Origin of the sequence: Burkholderia sp. BCC0044 (assembly GCF_902832955.1) — a bacterium.
Taxonomy (GTDB): Bacteria; Pseudomonadota; Gammaproteobacteria; order Burkholderiales; family Burkholderiaceae; genus Burkholderia.
Window position 1 is genome coordinate 1307951 of sequence record NZ_CADFDO010000002.1, and the last position, 24272, is coordinate 1332222.

Below are 24272 nucleotides of genomic sequence, written 5' to 3' on the forward strand. Positions count from 1 at the left end.
GCCCCGTTTGCGCGCCGAGCCAGGGCGCGCCGAAATATATTTAACACCAATCCGTGACGATCGGCGTGCCTGCTTGCATCAGGGGTTTACGCTCGGTTGCCGCGTGGCCTGCAGGCTGCGGCCGGTGCGCCGACGGGTTGCTGCGCCGCACGATGGCGCGCGCGCCGACCGTCAATCCTTCCGGATATGTTCGGCCAGGAAGTCGATCAGCAGGCGCACGCGCGGCAACAACCCGCGCCGCGACGGAAACACCGCGTGCACCACGCCGCCCTTCGGCGCCCAGCCGGGCAGCACGTCGACCAGCGTGCCGTTGCGCAGGTCGTCCTCGACGACCATGCACGGCAGTTGCACGATGCCGACGCCATGAATCGCCGCATCGCGCAGCGCGTGCATGTCGTCGGTCACGAAGCGCGGGTGGTGGCGCAACTGCGCATGCTCGCCGTTCGGCCCGACCAGCTGCCACACGTGTTGCCGCGCCGGCCCCCAGTCGAGGCTCGGCGCGCCGATCAATTCCGCCGGGTCCGACGGCGCGGGGCGCCCGGCCAGCCACTGCGGCGCGGCCACCAGCCGCTGCGGGCTGTCGGCGAGCACGCGCATCACGAGATCGCTGTCCTCCAGCGGCGGAAAGCGCACGCGCAGCGCCAGGTCGAATCCTTCGCTCAACAGGTCGACGCGCCGATTCGTCGCCTCGAGGTGCACGTGCACCTGCGGATGAATCGCCATGAAACGGGCGACGAGTTCGCTCACGCGGTATTCGAGCAACGCGGTCGGGCAGCTCACGCGCACGATGCCGCGCGGCTGCGCGTGGCGGCGCTCGATCACCTCGCGCGCGGCGTCGGCTTCGACCAGCACGGCGAGACAGCGCTCGTAGAATTCGCGCCCCGTTTCCGTGACCGTGAAATGGCGCGTCGTGCGCTGCAGCAGCCGCACGTCGTACCGCGCCTCCAGCGCGGCGATGCGCCGGCTCAGCGTCGATTTCGGCACGTCCAGCGCGCGCCCGGCCTGCGTGAACCCGCCGTGTTCAACCACTTTCACGAAATAGTAGAGGTCGTTCAGGTCATCCATGATTGTTCCATTCATAGAACACTGACGGCATTTTAAGGGACTGGAACGCCGGTTGTTGCACGCATAGCATCGTGTTTCGGCGTGTCCCTTCACATTCCCGAACTCTCTCTGGAGGCAACCATGGCAAGCGAACCGATTCGCGACCCCGCGAACGACCCCCTGCTCACCCCGCAGAATTCCGCGTTCATCGTCATCGATTACCAGCCGGTCCAGGTGAACTCCATCGCGTCGATGGATCGCCAGCTGCTGATCAACAACATCGTCGGCGCATCGAAGGCGGCCGTCGCGTACGACCTGCCGATCATCCACTCGACCGTCAACGTGAAGACGGGGCTGAACAAGCCGCCGATCCCGCAATTGCGCGCGGCGCTCGAAGGCTATCCGACCTACGACCGCACAAGCATCAACTCGTGGGAAGACGTCGAGTTCCGCCAGGCGGTCGAAGCGACCGGCCGCAAGAAACTGATCATGACCGCGCTGTGGACCGAAGCGTGCCTGACGTTCCCGGCGCTCGACGCGCTGAAGGCCGGCTACGAGGTGTACGTGGTCGTCGATGCGGTCGGCGGCACGTCGGTCGCCGCGCACGAAGCCGCGCTGCGTCGCATCGAGCAGGCCGGCGGCAAGATGATCAGCGTCGCGCAACTGTTCTGCGAATTGCAGCGCGACTGGGCGCGCAGCGCCACCGTGCCGGCGTTCGTGAACCTATTCATCGAAACCGGCGGCACGGCCGGCATCCAGTTCTCGTACGACAAGAGCTGATTGGTCCGGGGGAGCGCGCGGCGGCCGGCGCTGTCCGGACGGCGCCGTGCGCCCTTGTCCTGCTCCGTTGCGCCGGCGCGACCGGCGCGCGCGCCCCCGCATCGCGGCCTCCCCGGCCGCGTTTTCGTATCCGTGATTCAATGTCGATCGAACCGGCGCCGCGCCATCCGGCGGCACGGCGATGTGAACCCTCATCGAACGACCTTCACTGGATCACCATGACGAACCCTGCCGAAATCAAGGCGCTCGTTTTCGATGTCTTCGGAACGATCGTCGACTGGAGAAGCGGTGTCGCACGCGGCGCCGCCGCGTTCCTGGACCGCCACGCGCCGACGCTCGATCCGTTCGCGTTCGCCGATGCGTGGCGCGCCGAATATTCGCCGTCGATGGAAGAAATCCGCAGCGGACGCCGCCGCTACGTGCGGCTCGACGTGCTGCATCGCGAGAACCTGGTGCGCACGCTCGACCGTTTCGGGATCGTCGACGTGCCCGACGCCGACATCGACGCACTCAATCTCGCGTGGCACCGGCTCGATCCGTGGCCCGATGCCGTCGCCGGGCTGCGCCGGCTGAAGCAGCGCTACATCATCGCGCCGCTGTCGAACGGCAATATCCGGCTGATGGTCGACGTCGCGAAGCATGGCGGGCTGCCGTGGGACGCGATTCTCGGCGCCGAGGTTGCCCGCGCGTACAAGCCGTCTCCCGCCGTCTACACCGAAGCGGTCGAGATCCTCGGCGTTGCCCCGGCCGAGCTGTGCCTGGTGGCCGCGCACAACGGCGATCTGGCCGCCGCGCGCCGGCTCGGATTGTCGACTGCATTCGTGCTGCGGCCGACCGAGCACGGGCCCGGCCAGACGACCGACCTGCAAGCCGACGAGGCGTGGGATTTCGACGTCAGGGACCTGAACGAACTGGCGGATCGGCTCGAGTGTCCGGCTTGAGTACCAGCGGCGCAGCCCGCCCCCGCCCCGGCGCCGCGATCGCGGGGCGCGGCACCGGCATGCCGCACCGCCGTTACTTCACGACCGCCCGCCATGCGGTTCGCGCGTAGATGAGCAGCAACGGCAGCAGCGCCAGCGCGAACAGCATGCACAGCGCGAGCACCCATACCGGCCATTGCTGCGGATTCCCGTGCGCCCAGTAGCGGTACGGCACGCTCAGGAATGCGATTTCCATCAGCAGCGCGCCGAGCGGCACGAGCCCGTTCAGCACCGCCGCCACGCCGAAGCGGGCCGCGCCGTCGATCTTCTTCCCGGCCGCGTACGCCGCGATCAGGTAGACGAAATACCCGATGATCGCGACCATCACCGTGCCGCCGGCCAGCAGCCCGATACTGCGCACGCTGCGTTCGTGCCACTGATGGGCCCCTTGCGGCAACACGACGTCGATCTTCTCGCCGATCTCGGGCACGGCGCCCGAGCGGATGTTGCCCGGCATCACGATGCGTTCGCCATCCGGCATCACGGCTTCCAGGATCGACGTGTACTGGATGCATCGATACTTTTCGGTGCGCCCGCGGCTGTCGCGACGCTCGCACGTGTCCCACGCGGATTCGTAGGACACGACGGTCGCTTCGTATTTCGGCGACACCGTCAGTGCGTAAAGCTCGTCGCCGATCCAGTACGCGAACGGGAAAAACAGCGACACCAGGCAAAAACACACGAGCCACCAGAACGCGACCGCGCCGCCGGAACCGCGCTGGCCGCCCGTCTGTCGGCGCACCATGCGCGACGCGAGCCAGTAGGCGGCCACGCCGAATCCGACCGCGCACACCACGAAAACCTTGCCCGCATGCGTCAAAGCCATCTGCCCTCTCCCCGCTAGCCGGTCGAATCGCCGCCGGCCGTGTCGTCATCCAGATCGATCGTCGCGTCGCCTTCGCGCGCGGCCCGTCGACCGCTATTCCGGCTCGCCGACGAATCTCAGCGTGCCCGATTCCCCCGACAGCAGCGCGCGGTTCACGTCCGCCGCCGCGCGCAGGTAATCCCACAGCGCGGTCACGCGCCGCAGCTTGCGCAGATCCTCGCGGCACGTCAGCCAGAAACACCGCGTGACGACCACGTCGTTCGGCAGCACGGGCACCAGCGCCGGCTGCGTGGCCGCGATGAAGCACGGCAGGATCGCGAGACCGCCGCCCTGCAGCGCCGCGAAATACTGCGCGATCACGCTCGTCGTGCGCAAGCCGGCCGTCGCGCCGGGCACCGCGCGGTCCAGGTACAGCAGTTCGTTGCTGAACGCGAGATCGTCGACGTAGCTGATGAACGCGTGCCGCGCGAGATCGTCCGTGCACGTAATCGGCGCGTGGTTCGCCAGATAGTCACGCGTCGCATAGAGCCGCAACTGGTAGTCGCACAGCTTCGTGACCACGTACGGCCCGCGCTCGGGCCGCTCGAGCGTGATCGCGAGATCGGCCTCGCGCTTGGGCAGGTTGACGAAATGCGGTACCGGCAGCAGGTCGACCGTCACGTGCGGATGCGCGGCGCGGAACTGCGCGAGCTGCGGCGCAAGAAAAAAGCAGCCGAACCCTTCGGTCGAGCCGATCCGCACGTGGCCCGACAGCGCCTCGCCGGTATTCGCGACCTGATCGCACGCGGATTGCACGGTCGTCTCCATCGCATCCGCATACGCGACGAGCCGCTGCCCTTCGGCCGTCAGCGTGAAGCCGCCGGAGCGCGACTTGTCGAACAGCAGCGTGCCCATCGCGGCCTCGAGCGCACGGATGCGACGCGCGACGGTCGTGTAGTCGACCCCGAGCCGCTTGGCCGCGCCGCTCGCGCGCTGCGTGCGCGCGACTTCGAGGAAAAAGCGCAGGTCGTCCCAGTTCAGGTTGCCGGAAACCGGCTCGGTGGCATGTCGCATCGGCGAGGGAAAAAGGGCGAGGTCTCCGGGCCGGCCGTCGATATGCATAAATGCATATCCAACCGGTTTCTTTATCGGTACATCATGAATCTGCGCATAACTATACTCGACCGTGACCTGCGGACCATGAGCCGCGGGCAATAAAACCGGAGACACCATGCAGACCCGATCCACCCTCGATGAGCATGCGAGCATCGCTACACCGGCGCCCGAGCGCACCGCGAAGCACTACCTGCTGGCCGGCTGGGCCAGCATGGCCGGCACCACGATCGAGTGGTACGACTTCTTCCTGTACGGCACGGCCGCCGCGCTCGTGTTCAACCGCATCTTCTTCCCGTCGCTGGACCCGGTGGTCGGCACGCTCGCCGCGTTCGGCACGTTCGCGGTCGGCTTCATCGGGCGGCCGATGGGCGGCATCGTGTTCGGCCATTTCGGCGACCGCATCGGCCGCAAGTCGATGCTGATGATCACGCTGCTGCTGATGGGCGTGCCGAGCATGATCATCGGGCTGATCCCGTCGTACGACAGCATCGGCTACTGGGCCGCCGCGCTGTTGATCGCGATGCGCTTCCTGCAGGGGATGGCGGTGGGCGGCGAATGGGGCGGCGCGGTGCTGATGGCCGTCGAGCACGCGCCGAAGGGCCGCAAGGGGCTGTTCGGCAGCCTGCCGCAAACGGGCGTCGGGCTCGGGTTGATCCTGTCGTCGGTCGCGATGGCCGCGGTGGCCGCGCTGCCGGAAGCCGACATGCTGTCGTGGGGCTGGCGCGTGCCGTTCCTCGCGAGCATCGCGCTCGTCGGCCTCGGCTGGTTCATCCGCGCGAAGGTGCCGGAATCGCCCGACTTCGAGAAGGTCCGCAAGCAGGGCAAGGCCGAGAAATCGCCGGTGACGGCCGCGTTGCGCCGCCATCCGCGCGAAGTGCTGACGATCGTCGGCGCGCGCGCCGCCGAGAACACGTGGTTCTACATGGTCGTCACGTTCGCGCTCGCTTACGCGACGCAGCAGTTGCATCTGCCGAAGGCCGAGATGCTGCACGCGATCACGGCCGGCGCCGCGCTGTCGCTCGTCACGATGCCGCTGTGCGGGCATCTGAGCGACCGCATCGGCCAGCGCCGGATGTTCGCGATCGGCCTCGTGCTGATGTGCGCGTTCGCCGCGCCGTTCTTCATGATGCTCGGCACGCAGCAGACGTCGTATGCGTGGTGGGCGATCGTGCTCGGCCTCGGCGTCGTGTTCCCGATCCTCTATGCGCCGGAATCGCTGCTGTTCGCGCAGCAGTTTCCCGCGGAAATCCGCTACAGCGGCATCTCGCTGTCGGTGCAGCTGGCCGGCGTGATCGGCGGCGGCTTCGCGCCGATGATCGCGACGTCGCTGCTCAAGGCCGGCGGCGGCCAGCCGCATTACGTGATCGCGTACCTCGTCGGCTTCGGCGTGTTCGCGCTCGTGTGTACCGCACTGATGCGCCCGGCGCGCGCCTGAGCACGCCGGCCGGCATTCGATCTTCAGTTCGTCCTGCCACCCGCCGCGCCTGCACGCGCGGCGCACGCAGCCCCCCCCTTTGTCATCGCCACACCGTTTCCCCGGAGAGTTCCATGAACGCCGCAGTTCCCCAGACCACCCTCGCCCTGCCCACCGCCAAGCTGCTGATCGACGGCGCGTTCGTCGAATCGCAAAGCGCCGAATGGGGCGACATCGTGAACCCCGCGACGCAGGAAGTGATCGGCCGCGTGCCGTACGCGACGCTCGACGAGGTCGATGCCGCGATCGCGTCCGCGCAGCGCGCGTTCCAGACCTGGAAGACGACGCCGATCGGCGCGCGGCTGCGCATCATGCTGAAGTTCCAGGATCTCGTGCGCCGCAATCTCGAACGGATCGCGCACACGCTGACGGCCGAGCAAGGCAAGACGCTGCCCGATGCGCAGGGCGACATCTTCCGCGGCCTCGAAGTGGTCGAGCATGCGTGTTCGATCGGCACGCTGCAGCAAGGCGAATTCGCGGAGAACGTCGCGGGCGGCGTCGATACCTACACGCTGCGCCAGCCGATCGGCGTGTGCGCGGGCATCACGCCGTTCAACTTCCCCGGGATGATTCCGCTGTGGATGTTCCCGATGGCGATCGTGTGCGGCAACACGTTCGTGCTGAAGCCGTCCGAGCAGGACCCGCTGTCGACGATGCAGCTCGTCGAACTCGCGATCGAGGCCGGTGTGCCGCAGGGCGTGCTGAACGTCGTGCACGGCGGCAAGACGGTGGTCGACCGCCTGTGCACGCACCCGGACATCAAGGCGATCTCGTTCGTCGGCTCGACGCGCGTCGGCACGCACGTGTACAACCTCGGCAGCCAGCACGGCAAGCGCGTGCAGTCGATGATGGGCGCGAAGAACCACGCGGTCGTGCTGCCCGATGCGCATCGCGAGCAGTCGATCAACGCGCTCGTCGGCGCAGGCTTCGGCGCGGCCGGCCAGCGCTGCATGGCGACGTCGGTGGTCGTGCTGGTCGGCAAGGCGCGCGACTGGCTTCCCGATCTCGTCGAAAAGGCGAAGGCGCTGAAGGTCAACGCCGGCGCCGAAGCCGGCACCGACGTCGGCCCAGTCGTGTCGAAGGCGGCGAAGGCGCGCATCCTGTCGCTGATCGACGCCGGCGTGAAGGAAGGCGCGACGCTGCTGCTCGACGGCCGCGACGTGAAGGTGCCCGGCTACGAGCACGGCAACTTCGTCGGCCCGACGATCTTCTCGGGCGTGACGACCGACATGTCGATCTACCAGGAGGAAATCTTCGGGCCGGTGGTGGTCGTGATGGAAGCCGACACGCTCGACGACGCGATCGCGCTCGTCAACGCGAACCCGATGGGCAACGGCGTGGGCCTGTTCACGCAGAGCGGCGCGGCCGCGCGCAAGTTCCAGAGCGAGATCGACGTCGGCCAGGTCGGCATCAACATCCCGATTCCGGTGCCGGTGCCCTACTTCAGCTTCACCGGTTCGCGCGGCTCGAAGCTCGGCGATCTCGGCCCGTACGGCAAGCAGGTCGTGCAGTTCTACACGCAGACGAAGACGGTCACCGCGCGCTGGTTCGACGACGATGCGACGGCCGGCGGCGTGAACACGACGATCGCGCTGCGCTGACCCGACGGAGCCCGCACATGGAAATCGCCTTCATCGGACTCGGCAACATGGGCGGCCCGATGGCCGCCAACCTGCTCAAGGCCGGCCACGCGCTGACGGTGTTCGACCTCGACGCGCACGCGGTCGACGCCGCGGTGCGCGCCGGCGCGACGGCAGCGGCGTCGCCGCGCGACGCGGCCGCGCGCGGCTCATTGATCATCACGATGCTGCCGGCCGCGCAGCACGTGCGCGCCGTCTACCTCGGCGACGACGGCGTGCTGGCAGGCGCCCGCGCCGGCGCGACGCTGATCGACTGCAGCACGATCGATCCCGGCACCGTGCGCGCGGTGGCCGACGCCGCCGCGCAACGCGACTTCCCGCTCGCCGACGCGCCCGTGTCGGGCGGCACGGGCGGCGCGCAGGCCGGCACGCTGACCTTCATGGTCGGCGCGCAAGCCGCGCTGTTCGAGCGCATCCGCCCGGTGCTGCTCGACATGGGCAAGAACGTCGTGCACTGCGGCGGCACCGGCACCGGGCAGATCGCGAAGATCTGCAACAACCTGCTGCTCGGCATCTCGATGATGGGCGTCTCGGAAGCGATGGCGCTCGGCGCCGCGCTCGGCATCGAGCCGGCCGTGCTGGCCGGCATCATCAACACGTCGACCGGCCGCTGCTGGAGCTCGGACACGTACAACCCGTATCCGGGCGTGAGCGACACGGCGCCGGCCGCGCGCGGTTATGCGGGCGGCTTCGCGGCGAACCTGATGCTGAAGGATCACGGGCTCGCGACCGAAGCCGCACGCGGCGCGCATCAGCCGGTCTGGATGGGCGCGCTCGCGCAGCAGCTCTATCAGTCGATGAGCCAGCAGGGGCTCGGCACGCTCGACTTCTCCGCGTGCGTGAAGCTGTACGAGGCGCAGCCGGCCTGACCCGCCCGGCCGACGCCGGACGTGCGCCGACCCGCGATGTGCCGAAACGGCATCGCGGGTCGGTTTGCATGCGGGGAAGAAAACGCGGACGCCGGGTCGGGCGCGGGCGGCGCGATCACGCCGCCGCTCGGTCAACCGCGCGGGTTCGACGCCGTCTCGAAGGTCGGATGGCACTCGAACGCGAGTTCGGAGCGCGCGTCGACACGGCGGCCGGCGGTCAGCGATTCCTGCTTCATGCTCGCGCGCATTCCGCGCTGCGTGCAGTAGTTGGTGGCTTCGTTGACGGCCTTCTCGTGAGCGTCGGCCCACGTCGTCGACACGCCGACCGTGCGCGTCGTCACGGTGAATACGTTCGGGTTCGACGTCGCGGTCACGTCGGAAGCGGTCGAACACGCGGCGAGCAAGCATGCAGCAGCCGCAATGGTCAACCATCTCAGGGTTCGAAAAGAGACTGGAATGGACATGGAGGGCAGGCGCACGCCGGTCGACGTGCATTGAGCAACATAGGCGACAGTATGCCTGCTCGATCGCCGGAGATCATGCCCCTTTCGGTGAACACATTGTTTCGAATGGTTAAACGATGGCCGAATCAGGCAAGATTTACGGCCATCGTCGGCCATCGTTTTCGTCCGGCAGGTCATTTCGCCCGGCGCGCCCGCCGGCCCGGGCGCTCACGCCGGCGCGACGGTCAATGCGCGCCCGCCTGCCGGATTTTCGCGGACGCTTCCGCGAGATTGCGCCACGCCGGCTGCCCCGGCGCATAGCGTGCGCGGATATAGGCGGCAAGCTCGGCCATCTGGCGATCGTCGAACGCATCGCCGAAGCCCGGCATGTAGCCGAGCCCGTCGGTGGCCGGCTGGTCGATCCCGTGATGCAGCACGCGCAGCAGGTTGTCCGGCGTCGCCTGGCTGACGCTCGTGTTGAGCCCCATCAGCGGACGTACGCCGAAATGCCCGACGCCGCCCGATTCCGCATGACAGACCGCGCACGCCGCATCGAACGCGCGGCGGCCGTTCTCGAGGCCGAGCGTCGCGACGGTTTCCGCGCCGCGCGCGCGGCGGGTGGCCGCGTCGGCTGCGACTGCCGCATCGACGGGCGGCGACAGCGACGCCAGATAATGCGCGATCGCCCGCACGTCGGACTCGGGCAGCGCCGCGAGCCCCGCGACGACGGGCGCCATCGGTCCGGCCGCGACGCCGTGCTCGGGCGAGAAGCCCGTGCGCAGATAGTCGAACAGCGCGCCTTCGGTCCATGGTACGGGCGAAGCCGGCGACGCGACGAGCGGCGGCGCGACCCAGCCTTCCGCTTCGCCGCCCGACAGGTACGCGAGACCGCCCTTCTCCGCACCGAGCGCGTTGCGCGGCGTGTGGCATGCGCCGCAGTGCCCGGCGCCGTCGACCAGGTACTTGCCGCGATTCCACGTCGCCGAGCGCGCCGGGTCCGGCGCAAACGGCCGCGCGTCGTGATACAGCCCGTTCCAGCCGGCCACGAGACGCCGCTGGTCCAGCGGGAACGGCAGTTTCGTCTTCGGCGGCGCGTGCTGCACCGGCGGCTGCGACATCAGGTACGCATAGAGCGCGAGCAGGTCGGGTTCGCTCAGCTTCGCGAATGCGGTGTACGGGAACGCCGGATACAGGTGCGAGCCGTCGCGCGAGATGCCTTCGCGCATCGCGCGGGCGAACGCCGGATACGACCACGCGCCGATGCCGGTTTCCGGATCGGGTGTGAGGTTCGTCGTGTAGATCGTGCCGAACGGCGTGTCGAGCGCGAGCCCGCCCGCGTTGGTCGCGCCGCCAGGCGCCGTGTGGCACACCGCGCAATCGCCGGCGAGCGCGACCTGACGGCCGCGTTCGAGCATCGCCGCGCTCCACATCGCGCCGTCCGCGCCGCCGGGTGCAACGGGCGCAAGCGGCGCGATCGGCGCGGGGCCCGGCAGGATCGCGCACGCCAGCCCGATCAGCCCGCCGACCACGCCGCCCGCGCCGCCGCCGGCCAGCCAGCGGCGCCAGCGCGATGCGCGGCGTGGAGCCGCCCGCGGCCCGGCATCGACATCCGCCGGCACCGGTTGCGCGAGCGCCGCGCGAATGTGCGCGGCATCGAACGGCGGCGCACGAAAACGCACGCCCGTCGCGTCGTACAGCGCGTTGGCGATGGCAGCAGCGGCCGGTGCGGCCGCCTGCTCGATTCGCCGCGCATCGTGGACGGACAGGTCGCCGTGCGCGCGATGCGCGGCTGCGTCGACGGCAAGCAGCTCGTGCGCGATCGCGTCGGGTCGCGCGCCGGCATCGGTCTCGTCGTGCGCGGGCCGCGCGGATAGCCGTGCGCCCATCACGCGGGAAATCGCGGCCTCGATCTGCCACGCGGGCAGGCCGGCCAGCGACGCGTCGCCCGGCTCGCCGCTGCCCTGCCCGGCCACGACGCGCCGCACCGAGACGTCGCCCGTCGCGCAATCGACCTCGAGATCGACGACCCACGCGGACCAGCGCGGATCAACGTCATGGCTGTCATCGGCCTCGGCATCGTCATCGGACGCGGCAGCGCGCGCCTCGGCACGCTCGCCATCGAATGCGAACCCGCGACCGCTGACACGCGACGCCGCGCTCGCACGGGCCGCGACCGGCACGCCCCATGCGGCGCGCTCGCTGACCATCCGGATCGTCTCGCGCGGGCCGGCATCCCGCTCGGCATCGAGATGCTGCAACCGCAACGCGACCGGGTCGCGCCGCAACGCGTCCGCGAGTTCGTCGACGAACGATTCGCGGGCAAACACGTGCGCGTGACCGGGAATCGCGCCGTCGGCATCGGCCAGCTCGATCGACGTCTGCGCGTGCCGGTAGACGAATGGCGACGCGGAGCCGGCATCCGCTCGCGCCTGCGCGCCGCAAGCATCGCTGGTGCCGACGTCGGCGGCCTGCGCGCGATAGCGCCAGGTGGTGATCCGGCCGTCGGGCGCGGTGCGTGTTTCGATGTCGAACGACGCATGCGTGTGCGCATCGCCGATCGGCCAGGCGTAGTGCGCGCGGTGCGGGCGCGATGCGGCGGCGGCCGCGTCGTCGCGCGGCGCCGGTTCCGTCATGCTCGCCGGCTCGACGGGCAGCCCCGCGTCATGCTTCATCGCCGCCTCGCAGATAGCGTGCGGCGCGATGCACCGCGCGGATGATCTCCAGATGCGTGCCGCAGCGGCACAGGTTGAAGCGCAACGCATCGCGGATCGCCGCATCGTCGGGCGCGGGTTGGCGGTCGAGCAGCGCCTTCGTGCTCATGATCATTCCGTTCAGGCAATAACCGCATTGCGCGGCCTGCTCGTCGATGAACGCGCGCTGGATCGGATGCGGCGCGTCGCACGACCCGAACCCTTCCAGCGTCGTGACGTCGCGCCCGTGCGCGGCGGCGGCCGGCACGACGCACGAGCGCGTGGCCTGCCCGTCGACGAGCACCGTGCACGCACCGCACTGCCCGAGCCCGCAGCCGTATTTCGGGCCGTTGAGCGCGCAGTCGTTGCGCAGGACCAGCAGCAGCGGCGCGTCGGGCGCGGCGTCGGCGAAGGTGTGCGGCGTGCCGTTCACGCGAAACGCCAGCAGCCGCGACGGAGAAGCGGGATGGGACATGAAGGGATCCGGAATACGACGTGCGGGCCGGCGTCGGCCGGCGACGGGCACGAGCCGCCGGCTGGCGCCTGCCGGCGCGCCTGACATATAACACGCCGAAATGCGCGTTGCCGCGCATCGATTCCCACGCCGGCGCAGCGGCTGCACAGCGCCGGCCGGCGCGGGCACCGCGCGCGTCAGGCCGCGGCCGCCACGTTGCCGCGCGACGGCGCTTCGAGCGGCACGTCGAACACGTCGTAGCCGAACACCCACGACGGATCCTCGTTCGTGCGCAGCCACGTGTTGTTGTGCGACACGAGCTGCACCTTCGATGCGCGCGCCGCGCGGTTCGCCTCGTACAGCGCGAACGCGCCCGCGTAATCGCCGATACCGACTTCGTCGAGACAGCGCGCGAGCATCACCGCATCCTCGATCGCCATCGCCGCGCCCTGCGCCATGTGCGGCTTCATCGGATGACACGCGTCGCCGAGCAGCACGAGCCGGCCGCGGCTCCACAGCGGCAGCGGATCGCGTTCGAGCAGCGGCCATTTGGTGATCGACGGCGATACGTCGATCAGATGCTGGATGTCCGCGTGGAAACCGGCGAACGCTTCGCGCATTTCGTCGCGGCTGCTGTCGACCATCGACACGCCCTCGGGCCATTCGGCCTGCGGCACGCCGGTCACGTAGTAGTACTCGTCGCGCTTCTCGGTCACGTAATAGACCATCATGTGGCGATCCTCCGACCACCACTTCACGCACATGTCGTACGGCTTGTTGCCGAGCAGCGAGGCCGGGAACACCGCGCGATGCGCGACGTAACCGGTGTAGCGCGGCGGCTCCGCGCCGAGCAGATGCTCGCGGATCCGCGAATTCACGCCGTCCGCGCCGATCGCGATGTCGGCCGTCTCGACGCTGCCGTCGGTAAACGTCAGGCGCACGTCGCTGCCGGTGTCCTCCACCGCCGCGAGCTTCTTGCCGAAGCGGATCGTGCCGGGCGTCACCGCCTGCGTCATCAGCGCATGGAAATCGCCGCGATGCACGGTCAGGTAGCTCGCGCCGTAGGCCTTGCGCGCGTAGTCGCCGAGCGGAATCTGCGACAGCACGTCGGCGGTGCGCCAGTCGCGGCTGTACCAGAAATCCGGATGCGAACCCATCGTTTCCAGCGCGTCCTCGCAGCCGATGCGCCGCATGATCTTCATCACGTTCGGGCCGAGATGGATGCCCGCGCCGAGGCGCGAGAACGCCGGCGCCTGCTCGTACAGCGCGACGTCGTAACCGCCGCGCTGCAGCAAGGCTGCCGCGGCCGTGCCGCCGAGGCCGGCGCCGATGATTGCGATACGGGGTTTGCTCATGCGGATCTCCTGATCGTGGGCCCATTGCCGAACGCGGCGCGAGGACGGGCGGATTGAATGGCGTTTATTTAGCGTACACACTCAATTTATTCAGGACAAGCGGATTATGGATTGCCGCCGACGCACTCGGGAAAACACCAATAAATCGCCTAAAACCCGCGACCACAAACAATCCTTCCATGCCTGACGCTATTTTGATCCATTGCCATTTTCAAATGTACACACTAGACTTTGCCCAACATCCGGCGATCCCGCGCCGGCGTGCCGCCCCACTCTTACCGACACGGAGCCTCCCGTCATGAGCAAGACCTACCGCATCGGCCAGATCGTGCCGAGTTCCAACACGACGATGGAGACCGAGATCCCGGCGATGCTGCGGCTGCGCGAAGCGATCCGCCCCGAGCGCTTCACGTATCACTCGAGCCGGATGCGGATGAAGAAGGTCGTCAAGGAGGAACTCGCGGCGATGGACGCGGAATCCGACCGCTGCGCGGTGGAACTGAGCGATGCGCGCGTCGACGTGCTCGGCTATGCGTGCCTCGTCGCGATCATGGCGATGGGCCACGGCTACCACCGCGTGTCGCAGGCGCGGCTCACGAAGCACACGGCCGACAACGGCGCGCAGGCGCCGGTGCTGACGAGCGCGGGCGCACTCGTCGACGCGCTGAAGGTGATCGGCGCGAAGCGCATCGTCGTGGTCGCGCCGTACATGCTGCCGCTCACCGAGCTGGTGGTCGACTACATCCGCAACGAAGGCTTCGACGTGCTCGCGTACCGCGCGCTGGAAATCCCCGACAACCTCGACGTCGGCCGCCACGATCCGGCGCGCCTGCCCGACATCGTGAAGACGCTGCCGTACCAGGACGCCGATGCGATCGTGCTGTCCGCGTGCGTGCAGATGCCGTCGCTGCCGGCCGTCGCGAAGGTCGAGGCGATGACGGGCAAGCCGGTGATCACCGCCGCGATCGCGACGACCTACGCGATGCTGCGCGAACTCGATCTCGAACCGGTCGTGCCGGGCGCCGGCGCACTGCTGTCCGGCGCGTACTGAGCGCCGCCGCTACTTCGGAGCATCCCATGTCCTCGACCTTCCTGTACGGCGCGAACGTTCGCGCCAACGGCATCCGCCAGCACTATCTGCGCTACGGCGGTGCGACCGGCGCACGCGCATCGCGCCCGGCGATCGTACTGATTCCCGGCATCACGAGCCCCGCGATCACGTGGGGCTTCGTCGGCGAAGTGTTCGGCGCGGCGTTCGATACCTACGTGCTCGACGTGCGCGGCCGCGGGCTGTCGGACGCGTCGCCGTCGCTCGACTACAGCCTCGATGCGCAAGCCGACGACGTCGCGGCGCTCGTCGCCGCGCTCGATTTGCCGAGCACGAGCGTCGTCGGCCATTCGATGGGCGCGCGGATCGCCGCGCGCGCGGCCCGGCGCGGCATCCGCGGGCTCGCATCGGTCGTGCTGATCGACCCGCCGGTGTCGGGCCCGAACCGCCGCGACTATCCGGGCAAGCTGCCGTGGTACATCGACTCGATGGCGCTCGCGCGCGCCGGCACCGACGCCGAAGGGATGCGCGCGTTCTGCCCGACCTGGACCGATGCCGAGCTGCAGTTGCGCGCCGAATGGCTGCACACCTGTGACGAACGCGCGGTGCGTGCGTCGTACGAAGGCTTTCACACCGACGATTTCCACGCGGATGCCGCGCAACTGGCCGTGCCGTCGCTGCTGATCACCGCCGAGCGCGGCGACGTGGTGCGCGACGATGACGTCGCCGAGCTGCAGCGCGCGACGCCGACGATGCGGCACGTGCGCGTGCCCGATGCCGGCCACATGATTCCGTGGGACAACGCGGCGGGCTTCTACGCGGCGTTCGGCGATTTCCTCGGCGCGCCGCTCGCGGCCTGAACGCGCAGCGCCCGCCCCTTTCCTTCACGCCTTTACCGGAGCCGACGATGCCAGTCAGCGATACCCAACTGATCGATGCGTGGAAGCAGGTCCTCACGCTGTCGCGCCTCGAACCGGGCCAGACCGTCACGATCCTGACGAGCGCGGCCACCCATCCGCAGACGCTGTCGTGCGCGCTGATCGCGACGCAATCGCTGGGCGCGATCGTCAACCGGCTCGACCTGCCGCCCGTCAACGGCGACAAGGCGTTCAGCCGCGACCCGCTCGCCTATCTCGGCACGACCCCGCTGACCGGCAACAAGGCCGCGATCGCCGCGCTGCGCGAGAGCGATCTCGTGCTCGACCTGATGACGCTGCTGTTCTCGCCCGAACAGCACGACATCCTGAAATCGGGCACGAAGATCCTGCTCGCGGTCGAGCCGCCCGAAGTGCTGGTGCGGATGGTGCCGACGCTGGCCGATCGCACGCGCGTGCTCGCCGCCGCGAAGCAAATCGCCGCCGCGCGCGAGATGCGCGTGAGCTCGGCGGCCGGCACCGCGCTCGTATGCCCGCTCGGCGAATTTCCGCCGACCGCCGAATACGGTTTCGTCGACGCGCCGGGCCGCTGGGATCACTGGCCGAGCGGCTTCGCGCTGACCTACCCGAATGACCGCACCGCGCGCGGCACGATCGTGATCGACCGCGGCGACATCCTGCTGCCGCAGAAGCACTACGTACGCGAACCGATCGCGCTGACCGTCGAAGGCGGGTATGCGACGCGCATCGAAGGCGGCGTCGACGCCGATCTGCTGCGCGACTACATGGAAACCTTCGCCGACCCCGAAGGCTATGCGATCTCGCACATCGGCTGGGGGCTGCAGCCGCGCGCCCGCTGGTCGACGCTCGGGCTGTACGACCGCGAGGCGACGATCGGGATGGATGCGCGCGCGTTCGAGGGCAACTTCCTGTTCTCGCTCGGCCCGAACAACGAAGGGGGCGGCAGCCGCACGACCACCTGCCATATCGACATTCCGCTGCGCCGCTGCACGGTCGAACTCGACGGCGAGACCGTCGTGCGCGAAGGCCGCGTGACCGATCGCCCCGCTCAACCCGACCAACCCGTGTGACCGACGAGTACCTCGACACCATGACCGATCTCTCCCATCACGCCGAAGCGGGCGTCTATCGCCAGCAGGGTTTCGGCACGCCGCTGCCGCCGCACGGCAACATTGGACTGCTGATCGTCGATTTCGTGGTCGGCTTCGCCGATCCCGCGACGTTCGGCGGCGGCAACATCGCGCCGGCGATCGCGCGCACGACGAAGGCGCTCGCGCTCGCTCGCGAACGCGGCTGGCCGGTCGCGCACAGCCGCATCGTGTATGCGGACGACGGCAGCGACGACAACGTGTTCTCGCTGAAGGTGCCCGGCATGGCGACGCTGACCGAGCATCATCCGAACAGCGCGATCGTGCCCGAGCTCACGCCCGCTGCCGGCGAACTCGTCGTGCGCAAGACCGTGCCGTCCGCGTTCTTCGGCACGCAGCTCGCGCCGTGGCTCGCGCAGCGCGCGGTGCAGACGCTGCTCGTCGCGGGCGCCGTGACGAGCGGCTGCGTGCGCGCGAGCGTCGTCGACGCGATGTCGCACGGGTTCCGCCCGCTCGTGCTCGCCGATTGCGTCGGCGATCGCGCGATCGCGCCGCATGATGCAAACCTGTTCGACATGCAGCAGAAATATGCGGCCGTGATGCCGCTCGACGATGCGATCGCGGCGATCGATGCCGTGCAGGCCGGCGCGCGCTGAGTCGCGACGGATGGCGGGCGGCGCCGGTGTGTCGCCCGTCATTGACGCTGCGCTTTTGGCGACCTAGATTGACGCCACGCGCGCCGCCGCCCCGAACGCTTCCCGACGCCACGCGCGCCGCCCGCGCCGCCCCTCGACAGGACCTCTCCCCGTGAACCGCTCCGAACTGCTCGCGCGCACCGGCTGCCTGACCGTGATCCGGCCGCCCGCGCCGCCCGTGAAGCCGGCGCCCGGCCAGCCGGGCAGCCTGTCGTCGTACGTGCCCGCGCTGCCCGAAGTGTTCGTCGCGATTCTCGACGACGGCCGCATCCTCGCGTTCAACGGACACGTCGATCTCGGCACCGGCATCCGCACGTCGCTCGCGCAGATCGTCGCCGAGGAACTCGACGTGCCGGCCGCGCGCGTGACGATGGTGCTCGGCGACACGGCCGCGACGCCGAACCAGGGGCCGACCATCGCGAGCGCGACGATCCAGATTTCCGCCGCGCCGCTGCGCTGCGCGGCCGCACAGGCCCGTCACGCGCTGCTCGCGCTCGCCGCCGGGCGGTTCGGCGTCGATGTGGCGCGGCTGAACATCGACGATGGAACGATTTCCGCCGATGGACAGGCGATCACGTTCGCCGCGCTCGTCGCCGCGCAACGGATCACGCTGACGCTCGACCTGAACACCCGCACGAAGGACCCCGCGCACTACCGGATCGTCGGCCGCTCGTCGCCGCGCGTCGACCTGCCCGCGAAGGCGACCGGCCAGCTCACGTTCGTGCACGACATACGCGTGCCGGGCATGCTGCACGGCCGCGTCGTCCGGCCGCCGTATGCGGGCCACGACAGCGGCCCGTTCGTCGGCACGTCGCTCGTGGACGTCGATCGCGCGTCGGTGGCCGACGTGCCGGGGCTCGTCGCCGTCGTCGCGATCGGCGATTTCGTCGGGGTGGTCGCCGAGCGCGAGGAGCACGCGATCCGCGCCGCGCGCCAGTTGCGCGTGACGTGGCGGCCGCTTCCCGCGCTGCCGCCGCTCGACGCGCCGGCCGCCGCGATCGCTGCCGCACCGGCCGCACGCCGCGTGCTCCTCGACGAAGGCGACGTCGACGCCGCGCGAACGGAACCGGGCACGCTCACGCTGTCGCGCACCTATGCGTGGCCGTTCCAGATGCACGGCTCGATCGGCCCGTCCTGCGCGCTCGCCGACTACCGCGCGCCGGGCGACGGGCGCATCACCGTGTGGTCCGGCACGCAGAACCCCGTGTCGCTGCGCCACGACCTCGCGACGCTCGTCGCGCGCGATGAAGCCGATGTCGACGTCGTGCGGATGGAAGCGGCCGGCTGCTACGGCCGCAACGGCGCGGACGACGTGTGCGGCGACGCGCTGCTGCTGTCGCGCGCGGTCGGCCGCCCGGTGCGCGTGCAACTGTCGCGCGCGGACGAACATCTGTGGGAACCGAAAGGCGCGGGCCAGTCGATGCAGGTGACAGGCACCGTCACGCGCGACGGCCGCCTACTCGGCTACGACTTCACGACGCGCTACCCGTCGAACGACGCGCCGCTGCTCGCGGCGCTGTTGACCGGCACGCTCGCGCCCGAGCCGCGCGTGTTCGAGATGGGCGACCGCACGGCCGTGTCGCCTTATGCGAGCCCGCATCGACGCTTCGTCTGCGAGGATCTCGCGCCGCTCGTGCGGGCGTCGTGGCTGCGCGGCGTGTCGGCGTTGCCGAACTCGTTCGCGCACGATGCGTTCGTCGACGAATGCGCGACGCTGACCGGCGTCGATCCGCTCGCGTTCCGCATTCGCCATCTGCAGGACACGCGTGCGATCGAATTGCTGCAGGCGGTGGCCGATCGCGCGGGCTGGACGCCACGCGCGCCGAACGAACGCGACGAATCGCGGCTCGTGCGCGGCCGCGGGATCGCGTATGCGCGCTACGTGCACAGCCGCTTCCCCGGTTTCGGCGCGGCGTGGTCGGCCTGGGTCGTCGACCTGAGCGTCGATCGCGTGTCTGGCGAGATCCGTATCGAGCGCGTGACGGTCGGCCAGGACACGGGCACGATGATCAACCCGGACGGCGTGCGCCACCAGATCCACGGCAACGTGATCCAGGTATTGAGCCGCACGCTGAAGGAGCGCGTGCGGTTCGCGGACGGCAAGGTCGCGTCGCGCGAATGGGCGAGCTATCCGATCCTGACGTTCGACGAAGTGCCGGACGTCGATGTCGTCCTGATGCCGAGGCAAGGCGAGCCGCCGCTCGGGGCGGGTGAATCGGCGTCGGTGCCGGGGCCGGCCGCGGTCGCGAACGCATTGTTCGACGCGACCGGCGTACGGTTCTACGCGCCGCCGTTCACGCCGGAAACCGTGCGCGCCGCGCTACGCGAAGCCGGCCGGCTGATGCGCGCCGACGCGGCCCGCGCATCGGTCACGGCGGGCGCGACGTAGAGTGGCCTGCGCCGCGCGTCACACGTCACGCGTCGCCGTCTTCTTCCATCATCTTGCGCAGCAGGAACTGCAGCGCGACCCGTTCGCCCGGATTGAGCGGGCCATACGTGCGCTCCGTCACCTGCCGTGCGAACGGCACCGTGCGTTCGATCAGCGCGAGGCCGGCCGCGGTCGCGCGCACGATCAGCTTGCGGCCGTCGTTCGGGTCCGGCAACACCTCGATCAGCGCGCGCGTCTTCAGGCGCTCGACGACGCCGCGAATCGTCGCCTGATCGATCGCGGTCGCCTTGACGATGTCGTTCAGCGAACACCCCTGCCGCTCCTTGACCGCGCACAGCGTCACGAACTGCGCGGCCGTGAGATCCGAATCGGGGATCGCTTCCTGGAAAATCGAAACGTGCCGCTGGTACGCTCGGCGCAGCAGATGCCCGACCTGGTCGTGAAAATCGTACGAATCCTTGGAAGACGCCATGAGAGTGCAGACCCTTGCCTGCATGCAAATGAAAGACAAGCAGTGTACACCCTCAAATCGGTGCAGCCGGCGGCCGGCCGGCCGCGTCATTGCGGTGCATCATGATGCGTGGAATCGCATGCGGATCGCGCGTGACGATCGCCCGGCCGGAGCGGATTACCCGACCATCGCGACGGCGCGACGCGCCGGCCGCGCACCGTCGCAGCAGCACCGAACGTGCATCGAATACGCGCCGACGAGCTTCCGCGCACACACTTCAATTTTGAGCGCATACGCACGAATTTCGTGCATGCCGCCACGGCTGATGCAGCCTTTTCAGCGCATGCTTCATATCGCCCAAAACCCCTTTGCAAACACGGCCTTTTCCCGCGTAAAACGCTTGCATTCACGCGACCGGATTCATGCCTGTGCGCTTCGGTATTTTCTAGTGTGTACGCTACGTATTTGACGTGATATACAGACTCCAGTGCGCAGCGGAACGTCCGCTCGCGTCGATCGAGCCACCCATTCATCCGCCACACTCGAACAGGGGCAGTCCCATGTCTACCGCACACCCGAGCGCCGCCGTTTCCCCCGACGACGCGCCCCACGGCCCTCTCTATCGCAAGGTCACGCTGCGCCTCATCACCCTCTTCTGTCTGTGCTATTTCGCGGCCTATCTCGACCGCATCAACATCGGGCTCGCGAAGCTTCAGATGCTCGATGCACTGAAGTTCAGCGACACCGTGTACGGGCTCGGCGCCGGCCTGTTCTTCGCCGGCTACATCCTGTTCGAAGTCCCGAGCAATCTGGTGCTGCAACGCGTCGGCGCGAAGCTGTGGATCGCACGGATCATGATCACGTGGGGCCTGCTGTCGGGCGCGACGATGTTCGTGCACACGCCGATGCAGTTCTACATCGTGCGCTTCCTGCTCGGCGCCGCCGAGGCCGGCTTCCTGCCCGGCGTGCTGCTGTACCTGACGCAGTGGTATCCCGATGCGCGGCGCGCGCGCATCGTCGCGCTGTTCATGGTGGGCCTGCCGCTGTCGAGCATGATCGGCAGCCCGATCTCCGGCTGGATCATGCGCGCGTTCGACGGCACGCACGGGCTCGGCGGCTGGCAGTGGCTGTTCCTGCTCGAAGCGCTGCCGTCGGTGCTGCTCGGCTTCGCGGTGCTGCGCTGGCTGCCCAACGGCATCGAATCCACGCGATGGCTGAACGCCGACGAGAAACGCGTGCTGCGCGCGAATCTCGACGCCGATCCGTCCGGCAACAAGAGCCACGCGCTCGGCAAGGCGTTCTCCGATCCGAAGGTGTGGGCGCTCGGCCTGATCGACCTGTGCGTGCTGCTCGGCCTGTATGCGGTGAGCTTCTGGCTGCCGACGATCCTGCGCGACACCGGCGTGAAGGACGCGTATCACATCGGCTGGCTGATGGTGATCCCGAACGCCGCCGCCGTGCTCGCGACGCTGTACTGCGGCGCCAGCTCCGATCGCGCGCGCGAACGCCGCTGGCATATCGTCGTGCCGTTCATGGTGTCGGCCGTCGCGCTCGCGATCGCGGCTTCGTCGTCGCACGGCACGCTCGGCACGGTGCTGCTGTTCTCGCTGATCAACGCAGGCGCGGCCGCCGCGATGCCGGTCGTGTGGGCGCTGCCGTCGACGTTCCTGAAGGGCTCGGCCGCCGCCGGCGGGATCGCGTTCGCGTGTTCGATCGCGAACCTCGGCGGATTCGGCAGCACCTATTTCATCGGCTGGCTGCGCGATACGTTCCATTCGCAAAGCGCGGGGCTGTACGGTTTCGCCGCGTGCATGCTGGTCGGCTGCGCACTCGCGCTCGCGTATCCGGCCCGGCTCGTGAACCGCTGACGCATCGCGTCGCCCGCACAACGCCGCTTTTTTACAACCGCGCCAAGCGCGCGGTCCGCGCACCGCCCCTCGCCATTTCGTCCCGCACGCGCCGCCGCACCGACGCGTGCGCGCTTCTCGCTCCCTGCCGCGCCGTCACGCGTCGTTTTTTCTCCGCACAGGCACATCGCTTGCGACATTCTTGCGCCCGCCACCCGGCGGACAGCCATCTTCAATCAAATCGGCGCTGCGCCCCGCGCGATCCGTCGCGCGGCGGTTGTGCATCGCATGCAGGTTCCCTGAACGAGAGGACAACATGAAATCAATACGAACGATAGTGGCCCTGTGCTCGGTCATTTCCGTACTCGCGGCGTGCGGCGGCGGTGACGACGCCGGCACCGAACTCGGCATCTCGAAGCCGCAGGCGCGCTTCATCAACGCGGTGCCGGCCGGCCCGAACCTCGACTACTACCTGAATGCGAAGATCGACCAGTCGGGCGTCGCGTACAAGGGCGTGACGCGTTATCACGACGTCGATTCGGGCACGCAGACCGCGAGCTACGACGTGTCGGGTACGACCACGACCATCGCATCCCAGGCGTTCAGCGCCGCGAACGGTCACCACTACACGACGATCGCGCTGCCGAGCACGACGTCGCTGATCTCCGTGATCGACGATCCGTACGACAAGGGCCTGCTGTCCGACAAGGCGCGCGTGCGCAGCTTCAACGCATCGCCGAACGCGCAGAACGTGGACGTGTACGTCGTGCCGCCGGGCACCGACATCACCACGCAAAGCCCGACGATGGCGGGGGCGGCCTACCAGAACGCCGTGCCGGCAACGACGCAGGATTCGGTCTACCTGAACGGCGGCACCTACCAGGTGATCGTCACGACGGCCGGCAGCAAGTCGCCGATCCTGAAGACCGCGCCGGTCAGCATCGGCAACAACGCCGACTGGCTGCTGCTGACGATTCCGTCCGGCGGCATCGGCGACGTGACGCCGAACGACATTCACGTGCTCGTCGCGCAGGGCAACAACGCCGATACGTCCGCGCAGGAACTGGGGCCGCAATAACGCAGCAAGGGCCGAAAACGGTCGCGGCGGCCGATGCGATTGCATCGGCCGCCGCGTGTCGTATACCGCTATCAAGCGTCGCCATCGGTCGGTATCAGTCGTCGGCCCGTTCGAGGCAGATCACATGCTCGGCGCGCGTGCTGTCGCCGTGCTCGATATCGACGTCGCCGACATGGCGCACGCGCCAGCCCGGACGCGTCGCGATCTGCGGCATGTTGCCGGACGGCCGGCTCTCGATCCCGCCGAGCCCTTCGTCGGGCGTATCGACCGCTTCGTCGAGCGACGCGTTCGAATAGATCACGTTGTCCTGCAGCTCCGACGCGCCGGTGCGCGCCTCCATGCCCTTGCCGTCGACGTCGACCGTGTTGTCGGTCATCGCCATGTTCGCGTTGTCGAGCGTGACGATCCGGCCGGCCGCCCGGCGCACCGGATCGCCGCTGTCGACCGCATGCGCGTCGACGTCGATCGCCGGCAGGCCGGTCGGTATTTTCCCGGCGACGGCCTCCGGCGTCAGCGGACGCTGCGCCACCTGCGCGGCCTGGGTCGCCGCGTCGGGCGTGTCGCCGGCCGCCGGCGTCTTCACCGGGCTCTTCTCGATCTGTTCCCGCTGTTTTTCCGGGGTAGGGTTCGATTCCGCGTTCTGCATCGCGCCTCCTTGCCCGGCCCGCGGACGCCGGCGTCGCGCCGTCACCACCGGGCCGGAAATCGCTACAACGGTCCTTGCAAATCTTTCATGCGCACGGCCGCGCGCGCACGCCGTCGGGCGCGCGTGCCAGCTGGCACCGCACCTCAGCGGCGAACGGCGCGCTGACGCACCGTCCGCCCCGGGCTAGCCGCCGTCGGTCAGCCGCCGCTCGCGCCGCTCGGCGCGGAGGCCGCGCCCGGCAGGCTCGCGCCGGCGTCCGCCCCGCTGCTCGGCGTGCCCGACGGTGCGGTCGAAGGCGCGGTGGAAGGCGCGGCCGACATGCCGCTCGCTGCGCTCGAATCTGAACTGGCTGCGCCGTTGTCGCCCTTCTTCTGGCAACCCGCGCCTGCCGCCAGGCCCGCGATCAGGATGCCGGCGAAGACGGCTCGCGATACGTGACGAATGGAATATCGCTGCATGACACCTCCGCTGATGTCGATGTGGA

At 69.0% G+C, this 24272-nt stretch carries 22 protein-coding genes; 12 read left to right on the forward strand and 10 right to left on the reverse strand.

All coding sequences use genetic code 11. The annotated features are described in order from the left end of the window. Positions 1 to 171 precede the first annotated feature (171 nt). The gene (locus HWX14_RS14310) at positions 172 to 1065 is read right to left on the reverse strand and encodes a LysR substrate-binding domain-containing protein (RefSeq protein WP_175883307.1); all 894 of its coding nucleotides are present in this window, start codon (positions 1063 to 1065) and stop codon (positions 172 to 174) included. Between the two features lie 120 nt (positions 1066 to 1185). On the opposite strand from HWX14_RS14310, the gene HWX14_RS14315 reads away from it, so the two are divergent. Further along, the gene (locus tag HWX14_RS14315) at positions 1186 to 1824 is read left to right on the forward strand and encodes a hydrolase (RefSeq protein WP_175883308.1); all 639 of its coding nucleotides are present in this window, start codon (positions 1186 to 1188) and stop codon (positions 1822 to 1824) included. A gap of 218 nt (positions 1825 to 2042) precedes the next feature. Further along, positions 2043 to 2765: a haloacid dehalogenase type II gene (locus tag HWX14_RS14320; RefSeq protein WP_175883309.1), complete on the forward strand. Its 723-nt coding sequence runs from the start codon at positions 2043 to 2045 to the stop codon at positions 2763 to 2765. Between the two features lie 73 nt (positions 2766 to 2838). Here the strand turns inward: HWX14_RS14320 and HWX14_RS14325 are convergent, their stop codons facing one another. Continuing rightward, a complete protein-coding gene (locus HWX14_RS14325; protein WP_175883310.1) occupies positions 2839 to 3630 on the reverse strand; it encodes a uracil permease in 792 nt (263 codons plus the stop codon). 93 nt (positions 3631 to 3723) lie between these two features. Beyond that, positions 3724 to 4683, reverse strand: a complete 960-nt coding sequence (locus HWX14_RS14330) for a LysR family transcriptional regulator (protein WP_175883311.1) — start codon at positions 4681 to 4683, stop codon at positions 3724 to 3726. A gap of 157 nt (positions 4684 to 4840) precedes the next feature. Between HWX14_RS14330 and HWX14_RS14335 the strand changes: the two genes are divergently transcribed. From HWX14_RS14335 to mmsB, 3 genes are all read left to right on the forward strand, one after another. Further along, complete coding sequence (locus HWX14_RS14335; protein WP_175883312.1) at positions 4841 to 6160, forward strand: MFS transporter; 1320 nt, start codon at positions 4841 to 4843, stop codon at positions 6158 to 6160. A 113-nt stretch (positions 6161 to 6273) separates the two neighbouring features. After that, a complete protein-coding gene (locus tag HWX14_RS14340) occupies positions 6274 to 7800 on the forward strand; it encodes a CoA-acylating methylmalonate-semialdehyde dehydrogenase (protein ID WP_175883313.1) in 1527 nt (508 codons plus the stop codon). A gap of 17 nt (positions 7801 to 7817) precedes the next feature. After that, a complete protein-coding gene (gene mmsB / locus HWX14_RS14345) occupies positions 7818 to 8708 on the forward strand; it encodes a 3-hydroxyisobutyrate dehydrogenase (RefSeq protein ID WP_175883314.1) in 891 nt (296 codons plus the stop codon). Positions 8709 to 8839: 131 nt separating this feature from the next. Here the strand turns inward: mmsB and HWX14_RS14350 are convergent, their stop codons facing one another. The 4 genes from HWX14_RS14350 to HWX14_RS14365 all read right to left on the reverse strand — a co-directional run bounded on the left by HWX14_RS14350 (position 8840) and on the right by HWX14_RS14365 (position 13650). Beyond that, the gene (locus HWX14_RS14350) at positions 8840 to 9172 is read right to left on the reverse strand and encodes a hypothetical protein (protein WP_175883315.1); all 333 of its coding nucleotides are present in this window, start codon (positions 9170 to 9172) and stop codon (positions 8840 to 8842) included. Positions 9173 to 9396: 224 nt separating this feature from the next. Then, entirely contained in the window at positions 9397 to 11823 is a 2427-nt protein-coding gene (locus HWX14_RS14355) for a cytochrome c (RefSeq protein ID WP_175883316.1), read from the reverse strand. Beyond that, complete coding sequence (locus HWX14_RS14360) at positions 11813 to 12316, reverse strand: (2Fe-2S)-binding protein (protein WP_175883317.1); 504 nt, start codon at positions 12314 to 12316, stop codon at positions 11813 to 11815. Before HWX14_RS14360 ends, HWX14_RS14355 begins: the two co-directional genes overlap by 11 nt. A gap of 176 nt (positions 12317 to 12492) precedes the next feature. After that, positions 12493 to 13650 carry an FAD-dependent monooxygenase gene (locus HWX14_RS14365; RefSeq protein WP_175883318.1) on the reverse strand — a complete coding sequence of 386 codons (1158 nt, stop codon included), beginning with the start codon at positions 13648 to 13650 and terminating at the stop codon, positions 12493 to 12495. Positions 13651 to 13948: 298 nt separating this feature from the next. Between HWX14_RS14365 and HWX14_RS14370 the strand changes: the two genes are divergently transcribed. From HWX14_RS14370 to HWX14_RS14390, 5 genes are all read left to right on the forward strand, one after another. Continuing rightward, the gene (locus HWX14_RS14370) at positions 13949 to 14701 is read left to right on the forward strand and encodes an Asp/Glu racemase (protein ID WP_006483547.1); all 753 of its coding nucleotides are present in this window, start codon (positions 13949 to 13951) and stop codon (positions 14699 to 14701) included. A gap of 26 nt (positions 14702 to 14727) precedes the next feature. After that, on the forward strand, positions 14728 to 15558 hold the full coding sequence (locus HWX14_RS14375; RefSeq protein ID WP_175883319.1) for an alpha/beta hydrolase: 831 nt from the start codon (positions 14728 to 14730) through the stop codon (positions 15556 to 15558). A 47-nt stretch (positions 15559 to 15605) separates the two neighbouring features. Then, positions 15606 to 16664, forward strand: a complete 1059-nt coding sequence (locus HWX14_RS14380) for a 2,5-dihydroxypyridine 5,6-dioxygenase (RefSeq protein ID WP_175883320.1) — start codon at positions 15606 to 15608, stop codon at positions 16662 to 16664. Between the two features lie 20 nt (positions 16665 to 16684). Next, positions 16685 to 17338, forward strand: a complete 654-nt coding sequence (locus HWX14_RS14385) for an isochorismatase family protein (protein ID WP_175883321.1) — start codon at positions 16685 to 16687, stop codon at positions 17336 to 17338. Positions 17339 to 17489: 151 nt separating this feature from the next. After that, complete coding sequence (locus HWX14_RS14390; RefSeq protein WP_175883322.1) at positions 17490 to 19766, forward strand: molybdopterin cofactor-binding domain-containing protein; 2277 nt, start codon at positions 17490 to 17492, stop codon at positions 19764 to 19766. Positions 19767 to 19791: 25 nt separating this feature from the next. Here HWX14_RS14390 and HWX14_RS14395 read toward each other — a convergent pair whose 3' ends face one another. Continuing rightward, the gene (locus HWX14_RS14395; protein WP_175883323.1) at positions 19792 to 20238 is read right to left on the reverse strand and encodes a MarR family winged helix-turn-helix transcriptional regulator; all 447 of its coding nucleotides are present in this window, start codon (positions 20236 to 20238) and stop codon (positions 19792 to 19794) included. A 539-nt stretch (positions 20239 to 20777) separates the two neighbouring features. On the opposite strand from HWX14_RS14395, the gene HWX14_RS14400 reads away from it, so the two are divergent. Next, on the forward strand, positions 20778 to 22085 hold the full coding sequence (locus HWX14_RS14400; protein WP_175883324.1) for an MFS transporter: 1308 nt from the start codon (positions 20778 to 20780) through the stop codon (positions 22083 to 22085). A gap of 295 nt (positions 22086 to 22380) precedes the next feature. Continuing rightward, the gene (locus HWX14_RS14405) at positions 22381 to 23142 is read left to right on the forward strand and encodes a DUF4397 domain-containing protein (protein ID WP_175883325.1); all 762 of its coding nucleotides are present in this window, start codon (positions 22381 to 22383) and stop codon (positions 23140 to 23142) included. Positions 23143 to 23236: 94 nt separating this feature from the next. Here the strand turns inward: HWX14_RS14405 and HWX14_RS14410 are convergent, their stop codons facing one another. Next, positions 23237 to 23788 (reverse strand): DUF3005 domain-containing protein, encoded by a 552-nt coding sequence (locus tag HWX14_RS14410; RefSeq protein WP_175883326.1) that lies wholly within the window; start codon positions 23786 to 23788, stop codon positions 23237 to 23239. 197 nt (positions 23789 to 23985) lie between these two features. Then, positions 23986 to 24246, reverse strand: a complete 261-nt coding sequence (locus tag HWX14_RS14415) for a hypothetical protein (RefSeq protein ID WP_155123355.1) — start codon at positions 24244 to 24246, stop codon at positions 23986 to 23988. Between the last annotated feature and the right edge of the window lie 26 nt (positions 24247 to 24272).